Source organism: Hoyosella sp. YIM 151337 (assembly GCF_026041215.1).
GTDB lineage: Bacteria > Actinomycetota > Actinomycetes > Mycobacteriales > Mycobacteriaceae > Hoyosella.
On sequence record NZ_JAPEIQ010000015.1, the window covers coordinates 22,121 to 38,152 of the forward strand.

Below are 16,032 nucleotides of genomic sequence, written 5' to 3' on the forward strand. Positions count from 1 at the left end.
AGAGGCAGCGGAGGAACACTCAGGATGCGCTCTCAACAACAGTCGCGACGCCGCAGCGGTTGGCGCCTTCTCGACCGCCGCGTCTCCGCACCGCCCACGACTGACCTGCCCGCGCCACAGCCGATACACCTGCCTGGACGTGGGGATACCGCGATCTTCGACACAGGACCGCGCGATGGCGAACCGCTCATCCTCCTGCATGCGCTCTCCTGCACCAGCCTCTTGACCTGGTACCCGTCCGTGTCCGCGCTAGCAGCGCGATACCGGGTCATCGGACTTGACCAGAGATGGCACGGAGCGGGGATAAAGTCCAACACGTTCTCGTTAGAGGATTGCGCCGATGACGTTGCGGCGCTCGCCACCGAACTCGGGATCGATGAGTTCGCGGTCGCGGGATACTCGATGGGATCGTTCGTGGGGCAGTTGGTCGCCCGACGGCACGCTGACCGGTTGCGCGGCCTGGTGCTGTGCGCGAGCACCCGGAGCATTCGGCGCAGGCAGCGGTATCGCACCGCGTTCGACACCTCGATTCGCCTGGCAGCCCGCCTGCCACCCCGAGCGCGCCGCCGCTTGAGCACCGCCGCACCCAACCCCGACCTTCCTGTTGATCATCGCTGGCTATTCGGTGAATTCCGCAAGACCACCGTGTCCGCAAACCTCGCCGCGATTAACGCGATCGCCAGCTTCAACTCGACCGCTTGGGTGCGAGAGATACGCACGCCAACAGCTGTGGTTGTGATGCAGCGTGACGGCGCTATCCCGCCGCGCGATCAGCGGGCAATCGCGAAGGCTATACCAGGTGCACGACACTTCGAGGTCGATGCCGGCCATGCCGGGTGTGTGTTCAATCCCGACAAGTTCGTGCCGGCGCTCGTTTCCGCGTGCGACTGGGTGCACGAGCAAGCTCGTCAATGAGCACCTGGAGCCGTGTCCGTGCACCGGACCAATTCCGCAAGCGCGTGTGGGATGGCGTCCGCGATCGGCCAGGCGTCTGGGACCAGATTCGCCGCCGCGATGATTCCAAAGTCGATCCGCCCCTCCCGTGAGATTGCGGTGATGTTCAGGCCGGCCCCGTGAAACACCGGGCCGAAGGGAAACATCCCCGTGATGCGCGAGCCAAGAAGGTAGAGCGGCATCGGCGGCCCCGGCACATTGGACATGACGAGGTTATGGATGACTGGATGACGCTCGGCGAGCCGCAACGACGAATACGCGCGCACCGCTAGCCCGAGTGTCCCGAACGATGCGAACTGTGCGACGTCCTGGAGCAAGTCCGCGGGCACCATCGCGTGATGTTCCTTCGCTTTGCGGTTCGCGTCTGCCAGATACCGGAGCCGGTCGGCCGGGTCCTGGAGGTGCGTGGGCAATGAGGAGAAAATCGACGACACCTTGTTGGAGCCTTGGTCGTCTCGCTGCGAGCGGCCGCGCACCGATACTGGGATCGTCGCTAGCAGCGGAGTCCGCGGTAACTCATGCCGATCGGCGAGGTACGTGCGCAACGCTCCGGTACACACGGCCAGAATAACGTCGTTGACAGTCAGTCCGAATGCGTTCTTCACCTTTTTGACGTCGTCGAGTTCAGCCTGACAATACGCAACGCTGCGTCGGCCGGTGATCGTCGCGTTGAAAGACGTTCGGGGCGCGGTGAAGGGGATCCGCATACCTTCCTTCCGCACCGCTTTCATCACGAAACGCGGTACCGGCGCCGCGATCTCGCGCAGCAGCCGGGCGGCAACCACCGGGCGGCTCGCGATTCCGCGGATACCGTGCGAGACGATGTCGATCGGGCCTGGCGCCCCGGGGTTTTTACGCTGGTGCTCGGGCAGGATAGGCAACGGCGCATCCGGTTCCGTCGAGGCGAGGTAGGCCATGAGGCTAGCACCACTCACTCCGTCGATCCCCGCGTGGTGCATCTTCGCGACAATCACGAGGCTGCCGTCGGCGGCCCCTTCGATGACATGGAACTCCCACAGGGGACGCCGCCGGGACATCGGCTGGGCGGCAATGTGTGCGCACAGCTCTGAAAGCTCTTCCCGGCCACCGGGCGGCGGAACAGCGACGTGATGCACGTGGTGCTCGATGTCGAATTCGTCATCCTCCACCCACACCGGGTGGTGCATGTTGAATGGTGGATTGTGTAGCTTGCGCCGGAAGACTGGCATGTTCTCGGTGCGCTCTTCCAGCGCGGCGCGCAGTTTTGGAAACGAGTATCCGCCGGGCACTGTCGATGGATCAAGCGTCATAAGCGCGCACACGTGCAGCAGCTGCGACGAAGTCTCAAAGTAAAGGAAGCTCGCGTCGAGCCCAGTGAGTCGCTGCATAACATTGCCTTCTTCCGGAGAGCAGCACAGGTTACAAGTTACCTGGGGAGGCCGAGCAATCGCTCGGCTGCGACATTTTTCAGTATCTCGGTGGTTCCCCCCGCGATGCTGAGGCAGCGGGTCAGCAGAAATTCGTGCTGAACCGAGCGCGCCTCCGCTGAATCCGCCAAGGCCCCCTCCGTGCCGAGCAACTCCAGTGCGGTCTCCGCGACCTCTTGCCGATGGGTTACCCCGATGAGTTTGCGAACACTCGACGCCGCACCCGGACCGTGCTGCCCCTCGCCTTCAATCTGGTTCAAGACCGAACGAAGGTCGAGCACCGCACCAGCAATACTGTCCGTAATGAGTGCACCTACCCGTGGTGCTGCCGCGGCCGTGCCGTCCAGCCCTTCGAGGAGGCGCTCAAGAAGCCCCCCGATGGTGTCGCCAGCGCTCATGGAAACACGCTCGTTGGCAAGCGTGGTGCGGGCGAGTTTCCAGCCGTCCCCTTCGGCACCCACGACACAGTCACAGGGCACGAATACGTCGTCGAGAAAGACTTCGTTGAATCTTTCTTCCCCGGTTATTTCGCGCAGCGGCCGAATGTCGATTCCGGCACTCCTCATATCGAGGAGAAAGTACGTGATGCCTTTGTGTTTGGGCACGTCGGGGTTGGTTCGCGCCAAACAGATCGCCCAGTCCGCCTCGTGTGCGAGCGACGTCCAAACCTTCGACCCGGTTAGCCGCCAGCCGCCGTCGGCGGGCACGGCGCGTGTCCGCAACGACGCAAGGTCCGAACCAGCCTCCGGCTCACTGAATAGCTGGCACCACGCGATGTCGCCGAGCAAGGTAGGCCGCAAGAACCTCGCGCGCTGCGTATCCGAGCCGTGTTCGAGGATGGTAGCGCCCGCCCAGCCACCGATAACGAGGCTCGGGCGGGTAATACCTGCCGCTTCGAGTTCTTCATCGATGATCAGCTGTTGGGCGGGCGTCGCGGCCAGGCCGTAAGGGGCTGGCCAATGTGGCATAAAGTAGCCCATTTCCACGAGTCGCTGCCGGTGCGCGGCGGTGGGCAATGCGGAGATCTCAGCAACGTCCGCGCGGACGCGTTCGATCCAGTCCGCGCTGACGGTACCGGGCGACACGTCGAGATGGAGCTGACGCCGGGCGCCGCGAGCGGCGAGGTCTGTGGTGGCACGCAGCCAATAGTCACTGCCGCCGAGCAGTTGACGCAGTGAGACCGCCCGCCTCAGGTACAAATGCGCGTCGTGTTCCCAAGTGAAGCCAATTCCGCCAAGGACTTGAATGCAGTCTTTTGCGTTGTCAACTGCCGCGTCGAGGCATGCTGCCGCTGCAGCCGCAGCGCTCAGACTGCCTTCGGAGGCCGATATCGCACAGGCGGCATCCCACGCGAGTGCCGCGGCCTTTTCCGCGCGGCACAGCATCGTGGCACACAGGTGCTTCACCGCCTGGAACGCCCCGATCTTTGCCCCGAATTGCTCGCGCGTCTTCGCGTACTCGGCGGCGGTTTTCAGCGACCATGCTGCGATGCCGGATGCTTCCGCTGATGCGAGCGTGGCGGCGAGATCGCGTACCGCTGCCGAGGTCAGGCCATGCACGACAGCGTCCGCGGCGAGCGGCGTGTTGTCGAAGCGGACGCGTCCGGCTGCTCCTCCGAGATCCACCAGCTCCCGCGGCTCGACTCGCATCCCGTCCTGACGGGGCGGGACGACGACCCACCGCTCGCCCGCGGCGAGCTGGACCGGTATGAGAAGATAGCCGTCTTCGGTGGCCCCGAAGACACACTCGAAGGATCCCGTCAGCACGAGTCCCGTGTTTCCAGTTTCACTCGCCTGAACCTCACCCGGCGTGAAAACAGCTACACCAGCGGCTGTCTGTCCAGTCACGAGTGTCGGCACGGTTTCCTTGGCGATCACGGCGTCGGGGTAGCGCGCGAGAATCGTCGCCGCGAGCACAGTCGGCAGTAGCGGGCCGGGCGCAAAGGCCTCCGCTGCCGCTTCCAGCCCCGCCGCAGCGTCGGCCACAGAACCACCTGCTCCGCCGAGCTCTTCCGGCACCGCCACACCGAAAACGCCGATCTCGGCAAGCTCGGTCCAGCCAGCCTGCGCATCTCCAGAGCGGACAGCCTGGCGCGGGTCAGCTCGCCGTGCCCACGCGTGTAACGCTCGGGCTAGTTCACGCTGTGTGTCGGTGCTTGCGATTGGCACGGGGCCTCCTCATCCTCGGAAACATTTCCATATTAGAACGCGTTCTAATATTCGTATAGTGGATTCAGACGCCTCGCGAGCCTTAGCCGCCTGCTGTAGGCTTTCGCATTGCCCTGAACATGTTCTCTACTGACGCCAGGAGCGCCAGATGCCACCAAGGACGCGAACGAACACCGCAACAGGCGGGGCAGCCGAGTCCGGTAACAGCTCCGGCTCCGCCGCTCAGCGCGAACGCCGCAACCGCATACTCGACGCGACGCTGACCCTCGCTTCCAAGGGCGGCTTCGAGGCCGTGCAGATGCGCGCGGTCGCAGAGAATGCAGGGGTTGCACTCGGTACCCTGTACCGCTATTTCCCCTCCAAAATTCACCTTCTCGTCGCAGCACTCGCCCAGGAGTTCCAGCGCGAAGGCGAGCGTTTAGAGCGCGTCAAGGTACCCGGGGACACCGCTGCCGAACGCCTGCTCCACGTCTTCGAGCGCAACACCACAGCGATGCAGCGCAACCCCAACCTCACGGAGGCGATGGTGCGCGCGTTTATGTTCGCTGACACCACCGTGGCAGTGGAAGTCGAGCAGGTCGGACGCCTTATGGAAGACATGTTCGCCAGGGCTGCCGGGATCGGCGAACCCACCGAGCAAGACCGCGCGATTTACCACCTCATCGCCGACATTTGGATGGCAAACCTCATCGCATGGGTAACGCATCGCGTATCGTCCGCAGATGTGCACCACCGCATCGAACTTGCGGTGCGACTGCTGCTGAATCGGGACTAGAGCGCGTTCTCGTGTAAACGCGCGGTAAAGGCCGCGCAACATCATTAATAACGCGACTCCCGCCATAGCTTTGACACGAGAACGTGTTCTACATAGTATGGCCTGCATCACAGCACTCAGGGGAGCGAGGCGATGAATACTGCCGCTGCGGTACCACTCAGAGCTGTCGGTGACTTTTTCGGATTTGTCGCTCAGACAGCGCGCGCGCTTTTTCAGCCGCCCTTCCAGACGCGGGAAGTCATCGACCAGTCATGGTTCGTGGCACGGGTGTCGCTCGTACCAACACTCTTGATGGCTGTTCCTTTCACCGTGCTTGTCACGTTCACACTGAATATCCTGCTGCACGAAATCGGCGCCGCAGACCTCAGCGGAGCAGGAGCTGCCTTCGGCGCTGTCACGCAGGTCGGGCCGATCGTGACAGTCCTCATTGTCAGCGGTGCGGGGGCGACCGCAATCTGCGCCGACATGGGTGCCCGCACGATCCGCGAAGAGATCGACGCCATGAAGGTGCTCGGCATCAGTCCCATCCAGCGACTCGTCGTTCCACGCGTCATCGCGTCGACGCTCGTCGCGCTGATGCTGAACGGACTGGTCTGCACCATCGGCATCCTCGGCAGTTATGTGTTTTCGGTATACCTCCAAGACGTCAACCCCGGCGCTTTCGTCGACGGCCTCACCTTGCTTACCGGGTTCGCCGAACTCATGATTTCAGAGCTGAAGGCAGGCATGTTCGGGATGATCGCGGGCCTGGTCGCGTGCTTCTTGGGGCTCAGCGTCAAGGGCGGACCGAAGAGCGTCGGCGCGGCGGTTAACCAGACGGTCGTGTTCGCGTTCATGGCGTTGTTCGTCGTCAACGTCGTCATTACAGCTATCGGCATCAAGATCACGGCGGTATAGGCCATGACGATTACCAACGACCCAGAAACACCGAAGGTCCAGGGGACCCCCGATAGTGACCCGGCAGTGACCGAGGCCGAAGTTTTCGCGGCGCGCTTCCCCAAGACCGCCCGGCGGGGCAGACGCATCACCGCAGCCGTCGACGCGGTTGGCGACCACGCTGTCTTCTATTTAAAGGCGCTAGCGTACGGACCTCGCGCTGTAATGCATTCACGACGGGAAACTGTCCGGCTCATCGCCGAAGTGGGCATGGGCACGGGTGCACTGGCGATCATTGGCGGCACGGTCGTCATCATGGGCTTTCTGACGATGTTTGCGGGCGGCACCATTGCGGTCCAGGGATTCAGCTCGCTCGGCAACATAGGAATCGAAGCGCTCACCGGCTTCTTTTCCGCTTTCATCAACGTCAGGATCGCCGGGCCTGTGATTGCGGGTGTGGGCCTGGCAGCGACCATCGGTGCCGGCTGCACCGCGGAACTCGGTGCGATGCGTGTATCCGAAGAGATCGATGCGCTTGAAACGATGGCGGTACCGTCACTCCCGTACCTGGTCAGCACTCGGGTAATCGCCGGAATGATTGTCATCATCCCGTTGTATTCCCTCGCGATCATGGCCTCATTCTTCGGCGGACGCTTCGTCACCGTGCAGCTATACGGCCAATCACCTGGCCTGTACGACCACTACTTCAGCACCTTCCTGCGCCCTGTCGACCTGATGTGGTCCTTCGTTCAAGTGCTTGTGATGGCGGTCGTCGTCATGCTTATTCATTCGTACTACGGCTACTACGCGTCAGGCGGCCCGGTCGGGGTCGGTGTTGCCGTCGGCAAAGCCACACGCGCTTCCCTCGTCGCGGTTGTCACAGTGACACTGATCATCTCGCTCGCTGTGTACGGCTCGGCCCCAAGCCTGGACCTTACGGGGTAGCGGCATGGAGGACACATCAAGCAAGCACAAGCGGCTCGCGGCACTCGGGCTGGTCCTTCTGCTGGCCATCATTGCCGCGGTCACGTTCGCAATGTTCACTGGCCGGTTCACTGCTACTGCCCCGGTCACCGTCTTCTCAGCCCGTTCCGGCCTCGTCATGGCACCGGATGCGAAGGTGAAACTGCGCGGCGTTGACATCGGACTTGTACGGGCCGTAAACGAAGTACCCGGCGGTGCCGAGCTCGAACTCGACATCTATGCCGGGCAACTCGAACGGCTGCCGCGCAACGTGCAAGTGGAAATCAGCGCCACCACGATTTTCGGCGCGAAGTACGTGCACTTCATCGACCCTGAGGAGCCTGATCCGGCACCGTTGCCCGCAGGCGCCACCATCAACGCGGACGCGGTCACCGTCGAGATCAACACGGTATTCGAGAACCTCTCGGATCTGTTGCGCCGCATCGAACCCGACAAGCTCAACGCCACCCTCGGTGCCGTCTCCACCGCGTTACAGGGCCGGGGTGACGAGGTGGGCGCTCTCATCACACGAACCCACGGCTACCTCGAAGCGATGAATCCGAGCCTCCCGCAGCTGCGAAATACCAGCGCCGCCAGCGCAGACGTCACCAACCTCTACGCGGACGAAATCGATGCCTTCCTCGACGTGGTGCGGAACACCACCGCCGTCAGCGGCACCATTGTCGACGAGCAAACACAGCTGGACGCTCTGTTGCTCAGCGTCATCGGCCTGGGCGACACCGGCAACGAGGTCATCGCGGGCAGCGAGAACGACATCACCACCGCGCTCAGCCTGCTGCGGCCCACCACCCGGTTGCTGGACCGCTACGCACCCGCCATCAACTGCATCATTGTTGGGCTCGATAACGCACGCCCCATCGCAGAAGACATCTTCGGCGGCCTGCAGGAAGGCATCGCACTGAACACGGGCTTCATGTACGGCGCCGAGCCGTACACCTATCCGAATGACCTGCCGAAGGTGAACGCGACCGGCGGACCGAACTGCTTCGGGCTCCCGAACCCGGTGCCTGGAGCGATCCCCAATTACCTCGTCACCGACACCGCGAATGTGCCATTCGCCCCGAATACGAGGCTTCAGCAGGACGCGCCCCGCGTGTACCAGCTGATGTTCGCTGGCATCCCGGGGGTGGGTGAATGAAGACGCGGGGCGCCGGCATCAAGATGCTGATCTTCAGTATCACAATGGGACTTGTCTTCCTCGGTCTTGCGATCGTGTTCAGTGAAGTCCGCTTCTCCGCAACCGAGAATTACAAAGCCACCTTCACCAGTGTCTCTGGGCTCCAGCCTGGTGACAAAGTTCGTATCGCCGGTGTCCAGGTCGGTACCGTCCGCGGCGTTCGCGTCGAACCGGACAACCTTGCGCACGTCGATTTCCGCGTTGAGGCGAAGTACCCGCTGTTCGCCAGCACGAAAGCGACCGTGCGGTACGAGAACCTTGTCGGGGACAGGTATCTGGAGCTGCTGGAGGGGCCTGGTACGCCGGATCCACTCGAGCCCGGTGGAACCATTCCCGTTGCGCAAACGTCACCCGCGCTCGATCTCGATACGCTGCTCGGCGGATTCCGGCCACTGCTGCAGGCACTTGACCCGGACGACGTCAACGAACTGTCGCACGCCTTGCTCGGTGTGTTCCAGGGCCAGGGTGAGACGCTCGTTTCACTACTCGGGCGCTCGGGTTCCTTCACTCAAACACTCGCTGAGCAGGACGCGCTGATCGGCAGTGTCATCACCAACCTCACCGGCACCCTCGAGATGCTCGAGCAGCGCGACGATCAGTTCTCCCACACAATCGACAGACTGCAGCACCTAGTGTCCGACCTGTCTGCGGACCGTGATCCCATCGCAAGTGCGGTGCCTCGCCTGGCGAACGCCACTGGCTCTCTCGCGGAACTATTCGAGTACAACCGCCCGCCGATTCGGGAAGTCATCGCCGAAACGCAGCGCACCGCAACGCAACTCGACGCGGGGCGGGACGAGATCAACTGGGTACTGGAGAACATGCCCGAGACCTATCGCAAACTAACACGCATCGGGTCGTACGGCTCATTTCTTCAGCTTTACGTGTGCGCCACGCAGGCGAAGTTCACGGGTCCCGATGGACGCAACATCATGGTCCAGCTTCCCGGCACTCAGCTCACGGGGAGGTGCGCGCCATCATGAGTTATCGCAAGCCGATGTCATCCGAGATGAAAGGCATCATCGGAATCGTCGTGTCCGCGGTGGTCGTCCTCGCCGCGCTGCAGTACGACAACATTCCCTGGTTCGGGGGCGACTCACGCTACAGCGCGCACTTCGCGGACGCTGGTGGTCTGCTGCCCGGCGATCCGGTCGAGGTGGCGGGAGTCAAGGTCGGCGAGGTCGGTACCGTCGCGCTCGATGGCGATCGTGTTCGGGTGGAATTCACCGCTCAGCGCTCGCTGCAATTCGGTGACCGCACCGCCGCGGCGATCAAAACGAACACCATCCTCGGCCGCAAGGCACTGCATGTCCAGCCAGAGGGGCGCGGCGAACTAGGCCCTGACGATGTGATTCCGCTTGAGCGGACGACCTCACCGTACTCGCTCAACGACGCGCTCGGTGATCTGACAACGACTGTTCACGACCTTGATACCGAGCGGCTCGCGGCCACGTTCGACAGCATGTCGGACGCGATGACCGATACGCCGCCACACATCCGGGCGGCGCTCGACGGAGTCAGTCGCTTGTCGCGGAGCATCCACACCCGCAACGAGGAACTTCTGAACCTGCTGAGCGCCGCGAACAACGTCAGCGATGTCCTCGGTGACCGCGCCGACCAGATCAACAGCCTGCTGCTCGACGGCAACCAGTTGCTGTATGAACTCGACGTGCGCCGCGCAGCGATCAGTGAACTCGTCACCAACATCTCCGCGCTCTCCCAGCAGCTGAGCGGGCTGGTGCAGGACAACGAAGCCCAGATGGCGCCCACCCTGGAACGACTGAACTCGGTCCTCGACGTGCTTCGCCAGAACGACGACAACCTCAAACGCGCTCTCGAGGGGCTCGCGCCGTACGCGCTCGCACTGGGCGAGCAGGTCGGCAGCGGGCCATACTTCCAGGCCTTCGTCTCGAACTTCGGTTCCGGAAAGCTTCTGCAAGGCCTCGTCGACGCCCTCGTGTGGCCGGAAAACGTCCCCAACGACCTCCGCCACTACCTCCTGGAGCCGCCACCCTCGATCGAGATCCTGGACGGTGAATGATGCGAGTGATCCCCTTTGTGTCCCGGTTTCGCCGCCGAACCGCCATCATCGCCGGACTGATGGCCGGGGTGATCCTGATCGCCGCGGTGGCGATGCAGATCGCGCGGAGCGAACGAACCGAAATCACTGCGCTATTCACCTCGACCACCGGCCTCTACGCGGGCGATGACGTCCGGATTCTCGGCGTCAGAGTGGGAAGAATCGACCGGATCGAACCCCACGATGGCGCCACCGTCGTCACAATGTCACTTGATCCCGACGTGGAAGTGCCGGCGGACGCATACGCGGCAATTCTCGCACAATCTCTGGTGTCTGGCCGTTTCGTACAGCTCGGACCGGTTTATGCGGGCGGGCCGGCACTGCAGGACGGTGATGAGATCCCGTTGCAGCGCACGACCGTCCCCGTCGAGTGGGATGACATCAAGGTGGAGCTGAGCAATCTGGCGGACGCGCTGGGGCCCGTAGATGAGGACACCGACGGCAGTTTCAGCCGCCTGGTGACAACAGCTGCGGAAAACCTGGATGGCAACGGTGCCGAACTGAACCTGGCGTTGTCAGAGCTTTCCCACGCGATGTCGACGCTCGCGGATGGCCGTCACGATCTGTTCGGCAGTGTGCGTAACCTGCACCGCTTCACCAGCGCACTGTCAGGAGCAAATCAGCAGATCACCGAGTTCGGCGGGCATCTCGCATCCGTTTCCGACGTCCTCGCAGGCAGCTCGTCTGCCCTCGGGCAAGCACTCGACGAACTAGATATTGCGGTGGGTGAAGTACACCGATTCGTTGGCGACAACCGTGCTGCACTGGCGGAAAGCGTCGATCAGCTTGCGCATACGACTGCGACACTCGATTCGAAGCGGCCCGAAATCGAACGGGTCCTGCACAGTGGTCCGACGTCGCTGACAAACTTCTATCAGATCTACAATCCTGCGCAAGGCACGCTGACCGGTGCCATCGCGCTGAACAACTTCGCCAACCCGGTCAACTTCCTCTGCGGCTCAGTGGAAGGTCTCCAGGCGAACCAGTCCGACCACAGCGCGGACCTGTGCGTCCAGTACCTCGCGCCGATCCTCAACTCACTGGCGATCAATTACCCACCGCTGCTCTTGAACCCGGCTAGCGGTGTACACGCCTTCCCTGAGCAGCTCCAGTACAGCGACCCGTCACTCGCGGCACGCGTCCCCGCGCAGCCTGCGCCGCCGGCGGCACCTCAGACGCCGCCGCGTGATCTGGCATCACTTCTCCTTCCAGGGGGTGCGCGATGACGATGCGCCGCCGCCTCACTGCCCTGTCCATCGCCGCCGCGCTTGCGGTCACTGTCACTGGGTGCGAATGGCAGGGACTCAACTCGCTCGATTTGCCGGGTGCGCCCGGCATCGCGGGCGACTCGTACACCGTCCGCATCGAGATGCCGAACGTCACGACCCTCACGCGCAACTCCCCTGTCCGGGTCAACGATGTCGCAGTCGGCTCGATTACCGGAATCGAGGTGGACGGCTGGAACGCGCTTGTCACGGTATCGATTGAGCAGAACGTCATTCTTCCGGCTAACGCGACCGCAAAGGTAGGGCAAACGAGCTTGCTCGGCTCCACTCACCTCGAGCTCGCAGCACCCATTGATGAGCTGCCCGAGGGTACGCTGCGCGACGGTGACCTCATACCTATGGAGCGCGCCGGTGTGTACGCCACAACTGAGCAAACACTGTCGGCGCTCTCCGTGGTGCTCAATGGTGGCGGGCTCGCGCAGCTGCAGGACATCACACGTGAACTCAACCGGGCGCTGGGCGGAAACGAGCAGGAAGCCCGGGAACTGCTCGCTAATCTGGACGAATTATCAACCGGTCTCGACGATCAGCGCGGCGACATCATCGAGGCCATGGCGGGACTCGACCGGCTGAGTGCCTCACTCACTCCTGAATCGGAAACGATCTACGCGGCGCTCGACGAAATTCCGCCTGCCCTCGACGTTCTCATTGAAAACCGGCCTAACCTCACCCAGGCACTCGTGTCACTCAGCGAACTCGGTGACACAGCGACACGCATCACCGCGGAGTCGTCTGAAGATCTGCATGCCAATCTGCAAAGTCTCATCCCCGTGCTGGAAGCACTCGCCGATAGCGGAACACACCTCACCGACGTGATGAGCCTGCTTTTCACTTTCCCCTTCCCGATGAAGACAGTCGGCAATGCCGTCAAGGGTGACTACGCGAACCTGATGATGACACTCGATCTCACTGGACCCCGCATGGATTCGAACTTTCTCACGGGCACACCGCTCGGCGGCTCACTCGGCGGCGTTGAGGGCACCCGCGGCCAGGGTGCAGGTCAGGTGAATGGCCGATGATGCTCACGACGTTCGCGCGCGCGCAGCTCGCAATTCTCGCCTTGCTGTCTGTGATTGGTCTAGTCACCGTGTCGGCGGTGTACCTCAGCCTGCCCGCACTCGCCGGCGTCGGGCGGTACCAGGTGACCGTGGAATTCGATGCATCTGGCGGCCTGTACCAGCATGCGAATGTCGTGTATCGCGGCACCACCGTCGGCGAGGTCCGCTCCGTTGAGCTCACCCCCACGGGCGTCGCCGCACGGTTATCACTGAATAGCAGCTACAGCATACCGGCGGACGTGAGTGCGACAGTCCGGAGCGTCTCCGCTGTCGGTGAGCAGTACGTCGACCTGATCCCCCTCAGCACCGGCGGTGATCGGCTCGCGGGCGGTGACGTCATCCCGGCGTCCCGGACGACGCTTCCGCAAGACGTCGGGCCGCTCCTCGATCAACTTGACGCGATGATCGAAAACATTACCGGCACGGACCTTCAGCTCGTCGTCGACGAGGCGTTCGACGCCTTCGCGGGGGCCGACTCCGAGATACAGCGGCTGATCGACGCCGCAACGCTACTGCTTGATGAAGCTGAACTCAATACGTTCGAAACCCAGGAACTCATCGCGCAAGCGGGGCCGCTGCTCGACACGCAGGTGGCCGGTGCCGACGATATCCGGGCATGGACGCGCAACCTCTCGACGTTTACCCACCAGCTGCGGGAAAGCGATGAAGAGCTGCGTTCGCTGATCCGTCAGGGCCCTGGCGCCGCTGACGAGGCCACCGCACTGTTCCAGGATGTGCGCCCCACCCTGCCGATCTTGATGGCGAACATGGTGAGCTTCGGAGAAGTGGGCGTGACGTACCATCCCGGTATCGAACAGGTTCTCGTCACATTCCCGCCGCTTATTGCCGCACTGTACCGGGCTGCGACCGGTGGTCCGCGTGATCAGGGAGCGCTAGTCGACTTTCACCTCCAACTCAACGATCCACCTGCGTGCACCACCGGGTTCTTGCCGCCGAGCGAGCGCCGCTCGCCCGCTGACTTTTCCACTCCGGATACACCCCCGGGTCTGTTCTGCCAGGTCGCTCCCGAAGGTCCGGAAGCGGTGCGGGGTGCGCGCAACACGCCCTGCATGGAGTATCCCGGCCGGCGCGCGCCGACGCCCGAACAGTGCCGTACCGGGTACACACCGCTCGGAACGAATCCGCCAGTGGGCCCGCCTCAGCCCGTCGTCACACCAAGCAGCACAAACACCGGCGCAACCGCGCGGCAATACGACACGTCGACCGGCATCTTTACGGGGCCCGATGGCCGAACGTACAGTCAGCCAGGACTGATTGGAGGCGCCGGGGATTGGCAGTCAATGATGATCAACCAGCAGGGCCGATGAACGACACCGACCTCGAAAAACCCGCTACGGGCGCGAACACCAGCGACGTGAGCGCACCGCCACCGTCGCGGCTACGGCGCGTCACGCTGTGGTTCGCGGTAGTAGCGATAATTGCGCTCGCCGGCGCGGCGGTGTACCTCGTGCTCGAACTGCGGAATGCCGATGCGCGCGACACGGAACGGCAGCAGTATGTGCACGCTGCGCGGCAGACGATTCTCAACCTCACGAGCATCACACCAGAGACCGCGCGTGACGACATCGACCGTATTCTCAGCACCGCAACTGGTGAGTTCGAGCGTGAGTTCGACGGTCGGATCGATCCGTTTATCAGCGTCGTAGTCGAAGCGAATGTGGCGACCGAGGGGGAAATCATCGAGGCCGGTCTGGAAACGGAAACCGATAGCAGTGCAACCGTTCTCGTCGCTGCTCGCACCTTTGTGACGAACGCTGCGCTCGAAGAGCCCCAGCCGCGCGACTTCCGGATGCGTGTCACGATCGTCAACGAAGATGGGGTGCTGAAAACGTCGAACGTGGAGTTCGTCCCATGACCCGGGCCGCGAAAACTACCGCACTCCTCGCTGCGATTCTCGTTGCGCTGACCGTGACCGTTGGTTTCCTGGGTTACCGCGTCTGGGAGAACCAGCAAGCAGAGCGTGCGCGAAGCGAAGCGGTACACGCTGCAAGCGAACGGGCGGTCGCGATTCTTGCTTACGACCACAACACCGTTGAAGAGACCCTCCCTGCCGCCGCAGCCGGACTAACCGGGGATTTTCGCGAGGAGTACGAGACGCTGATCCGCGAAGCGATCATTCCTGGCGCACTGGAGGAGCAGTTGTGGGTCGACGTCTCGGTGACGGGGTCGTCTGTCGTGTCCGCGACCAAAGATTCTGCTGTGGTGCTGTTGTTCCTCAATCAGGTCACCACGAGCCGCGACAACCCACAGGCCGCCCTCACTGCCAGCCGCGTGCGTGCGCACATGGAGAAATCGGGTGATCAGTGGTTGATGGCGGGGCTCACCCCGATCTAAGCCCGCCCGCCCCACGCCGAATTCATCTACCGGTGTCAACGGAAACCGCGTTTTTAAGCCGGTTTTGGATGACTCATGCAGATGGATTCGGGGGCGGACGGGTGGCGCATGCAAAATAGTTGGATGCCCCAGACTCCCGGCCGCCTCTATTCCGGGCTTGATATGCAGCAGCGTGTCGATCGCCGCAGGGCCCAGCTCATGGATGCGGCGCTAAGCTTGTTGACTGGTGAGTACCCGGATGAACCCATCACCGTTCGGGCCGTGTGCAAACGCGCTAGCCTCGGACCACGGTATTTCTACGAGAGCTTCACAGACGTCGACAGCCTCGGCGCCGCGGTGTTCCAGGAGACGTTTGATCTCGTTGCACAGCGTGCCGCAGCGGGGTTCACTCGCGGCGGGCCCGGCTTGGCGGCTCGAATTGAGGGCGGGCTGCGCGCTATCGTCGACCTGATAATCGAGGATCCGCGCAAGGGACGATTGTTTTTTTCCCCGGTACTCGTCAGCCCCGTGCTGGCTACACGCCGCGAGGCTTCGGCGGACGCCTTTGCGGCGCTGATTTTGAAGCAGTGGTCGCCAGGCTCCGCACAGCCCGGACCGTCTCGCGCCGTCGCGGCTCGGTTCATCGTCGGTGGGCTAGCACAGGTACTTGCGGGTGTTGTGGATGGCAAGGACGAGCTCGACAGCGACCTTATCGTCGCGCAGTGCGCGCGCATTGTTTTTGCACTCTCGCGTGACGACGACCGAGACGTCGTGCACGAATCGGCCCGTAGCGGAAAACGTTAAGCGCGCGACTTCTCGTATTCTTCGAGTTCGGCGCGGATGGCGCGCTGCGCGGACTCAGGCAGCTCGTTGAGCAGATGCCGCACCCGCTCACGACGCCGGAGCTCACCCTGCCGTTCCGGCATGCCCGGAG

Annotated in this window: 15 protein-coding genes; 13 read left to right on the top strand and 2 right to left on the bottom strand. The window is 63.0% G+C overall.

Annotated elements, in window-relative coordinates; translation table 11 throughout:
* Positions 1–24 precede the first annotated feature (24 nt).
* The gene (locus ONR57_RS08740; protein ID WP_265122820.1) at positions 25–915 is read left to right on the top strand and encodes an alpha/beta fold hydrolase; all 891 of its coding nucleotides are present in this window, start codon (positions 25–27) and stop codon (positions 913–915) included.
* On the opposite strand, the gene ONR57_RS08745 is transcribed toward ONR57_RS08740, so the two are convergent.
* Positions 909–2,321, bottom strand: coding sequence for a wax ester/triacylglycerol synthase family O-acyltransferase (locus ONR57_RS08745; protein WP_265122822.1), 1,413 nt, complete (start codon positions 2,319–2,321; stop codon positions 909–911). The genes ONR57_RS08740 and ONR57_RS08745 overlap by 7 nt on opposite strands.
* 38 nt (positions 2,322–2,359) lie before the next feature.
* Positions 2,360–4,528 (bottom strand): acyl-CoA dehydrogenase, encoded by a 2,169-nt coding sequence (locus tag ONR57_RS08750; protein WP_265122823.1) that lies wholly within the window; start codon positions 4,526–4,528, stop codon positions 2,360–2,362.
* 148 nt (positions 4,529–4,676) lie between these two features.
* On the opposite strand from ONR57_RS08750, the gene kstR reads away from it, so the two are divergent.
* From kstR to ONR57_RS08810, 12 genes are all read left to right on the top strand, one after another.
* Positions 4,677–5,303 (top strand): cholesterol catabolism transcriptional regulator KstR, encoded by a 627-nt coding sequence (kstR, locus tag ONR57_RS08755; protein WP_265122825.1) that lies wholly within the window; start codon positions 4,677–4,679, stop codon positions 5,301–5,303.
* Between the two features lie 132 nt (positions 5,304–5,435).
* Positions 5,436–6,200, top strand: a complete 765-nt coding sequence (locus ONR57_RS08760; protein ID WP_265122826.1) for an ABC transporter permease — start codon at positions 5,436–5,438, stop codon at positions 6,198–6,200.
* Between the two features lie 3 nt (positions 6,201–6,203).
* Entirely contained in the window at positions 6,204–7,124 is a 921-nt protein-coding gene (locus ONR57_RS08765) for an ABC transporter permease (protein WP_265122827.1), read from the top strand.
* Between the two features lie 4 nt (positions 7,125–7,128).
* On the top strand, positions 7,129–8,301 hold the full coding sequence (locus tag ONR57_RS08770; protein ID WP_265122828.1) for an MCE family protein: 1,173 nt from the start codon (positions 7,129–7,131) through the stop codon (positions 8,299–8,301).
* On the top strand, positions 8,298–9,323 hold the full coding sequence (locus tag ONR57_RS08775; RefSeq protein ID WP_265122829.1) for an MCE family protein: 1,026 nt from the start codon (positions 8,298–8,300) through the stop codon (positions 9,321–9,323). The genes ONR57_RS08770 and ONR57_RS08775 overlap by 4 nt, the downstream gene beginning before the upstream one ends.
* Positions 9,320–10,381 carry an MCE family protein gene (locus ONR57_RS08780; RefSeq protein ID WP_265122830.1) on the top strand — a complete coding sequence of 354 codons (1,062 nt, stop codon included), beginning with the start codon at positions 9,320–9,322 and terminating at the stop codon, positions 10,379–10,381. Before ONR57_RS08775 ends, ONR57_RS08780 begins: the two co-directional genes overlap by 4 nt.
* Complete coding sequence (locus ONR57_RS08785; protein WP_265122840.1) at positions 10,381–11,646, top strand: MCE family protein; 1,266 nt, start codon at positions 10,381–10,383, stop codon at positions 11,644–11,646. The genes ONR57_RS08780 and ONR57_RS08785 overlap by 1 nt, the downstream gene beginning before the upstream one ends.
* A complete protein-coding gene (locus ONR57_RS08790; RefSeq protein WP_374116425.1) occupies positions 11,643–12,725 on the top strand; it encodes an MCE family protein in 1,083 nt (360 codons plus the stop codon). Before ONR57_RS08785 ends, ONR57_RS08790 begins: the two co-directional genes overlap by 4 nt.
* The gene (locus tag ONR57_RS08795; protein ID WP_265122831.1) at positions 12,722–14,092 is read left to right on the top strand and encodes an MCE family protein; all 1,371 of its coding nucleotides are present in this window, start codon (positions 12,722–12,724) and stop codon (positions 14,090–14,092) included. The genes ONR57_RS08790 and ONR57_RS08795 overlap by 4 nt, the downstream gene beginning before the upstream one ends.
* Positions 14,089–14,640, top strand: coding sequence for a hypothetical protein (locus ONR57_RS08800; protein WP_265122832.1), 552 nt, complete (start codon positions 14,089–14,091; stop codon positions 14,638–14,640). The genes ONR57_RS08795 and ONR57_RS08800 overlap by 4 nt, the downstream gene beginning before the upstream one ends.
* Positions 14,637–15,119 carry a h domain protein gene (locus ONR57_RS08805; RefSeq protein ID WP_265122834.1) on the top strand — a complete coding sequence of 161 codons (483 nt, stop codon included), beginning with the start codon at positions 14,637–14,639 and terminating at the stop codon, positions 15,117–15,119. The genes ONR57_RS08800 and ONR57_RS08805 overlap by 4 nt, the downstream gene beginning before the upstream one ends.
* 123 nt (positions 15,120–15,242) lie before the next feature.
* Positions 15,243–15,902 carry a TetR/AcrR family transcriptional regulator gene (locus tag ONR57_RS08810; RefSeq protein WP_265122835.1) on the top strand — a complete coding sequence of 220 codons (660 nt, stop codon included), beginning with the start codon at positions 15,243–15,245 and terminating at the stop codon, positions 15,900–15,902.
* Positions 15,903–16,032 lie beyond the last annotated feature (130 nt).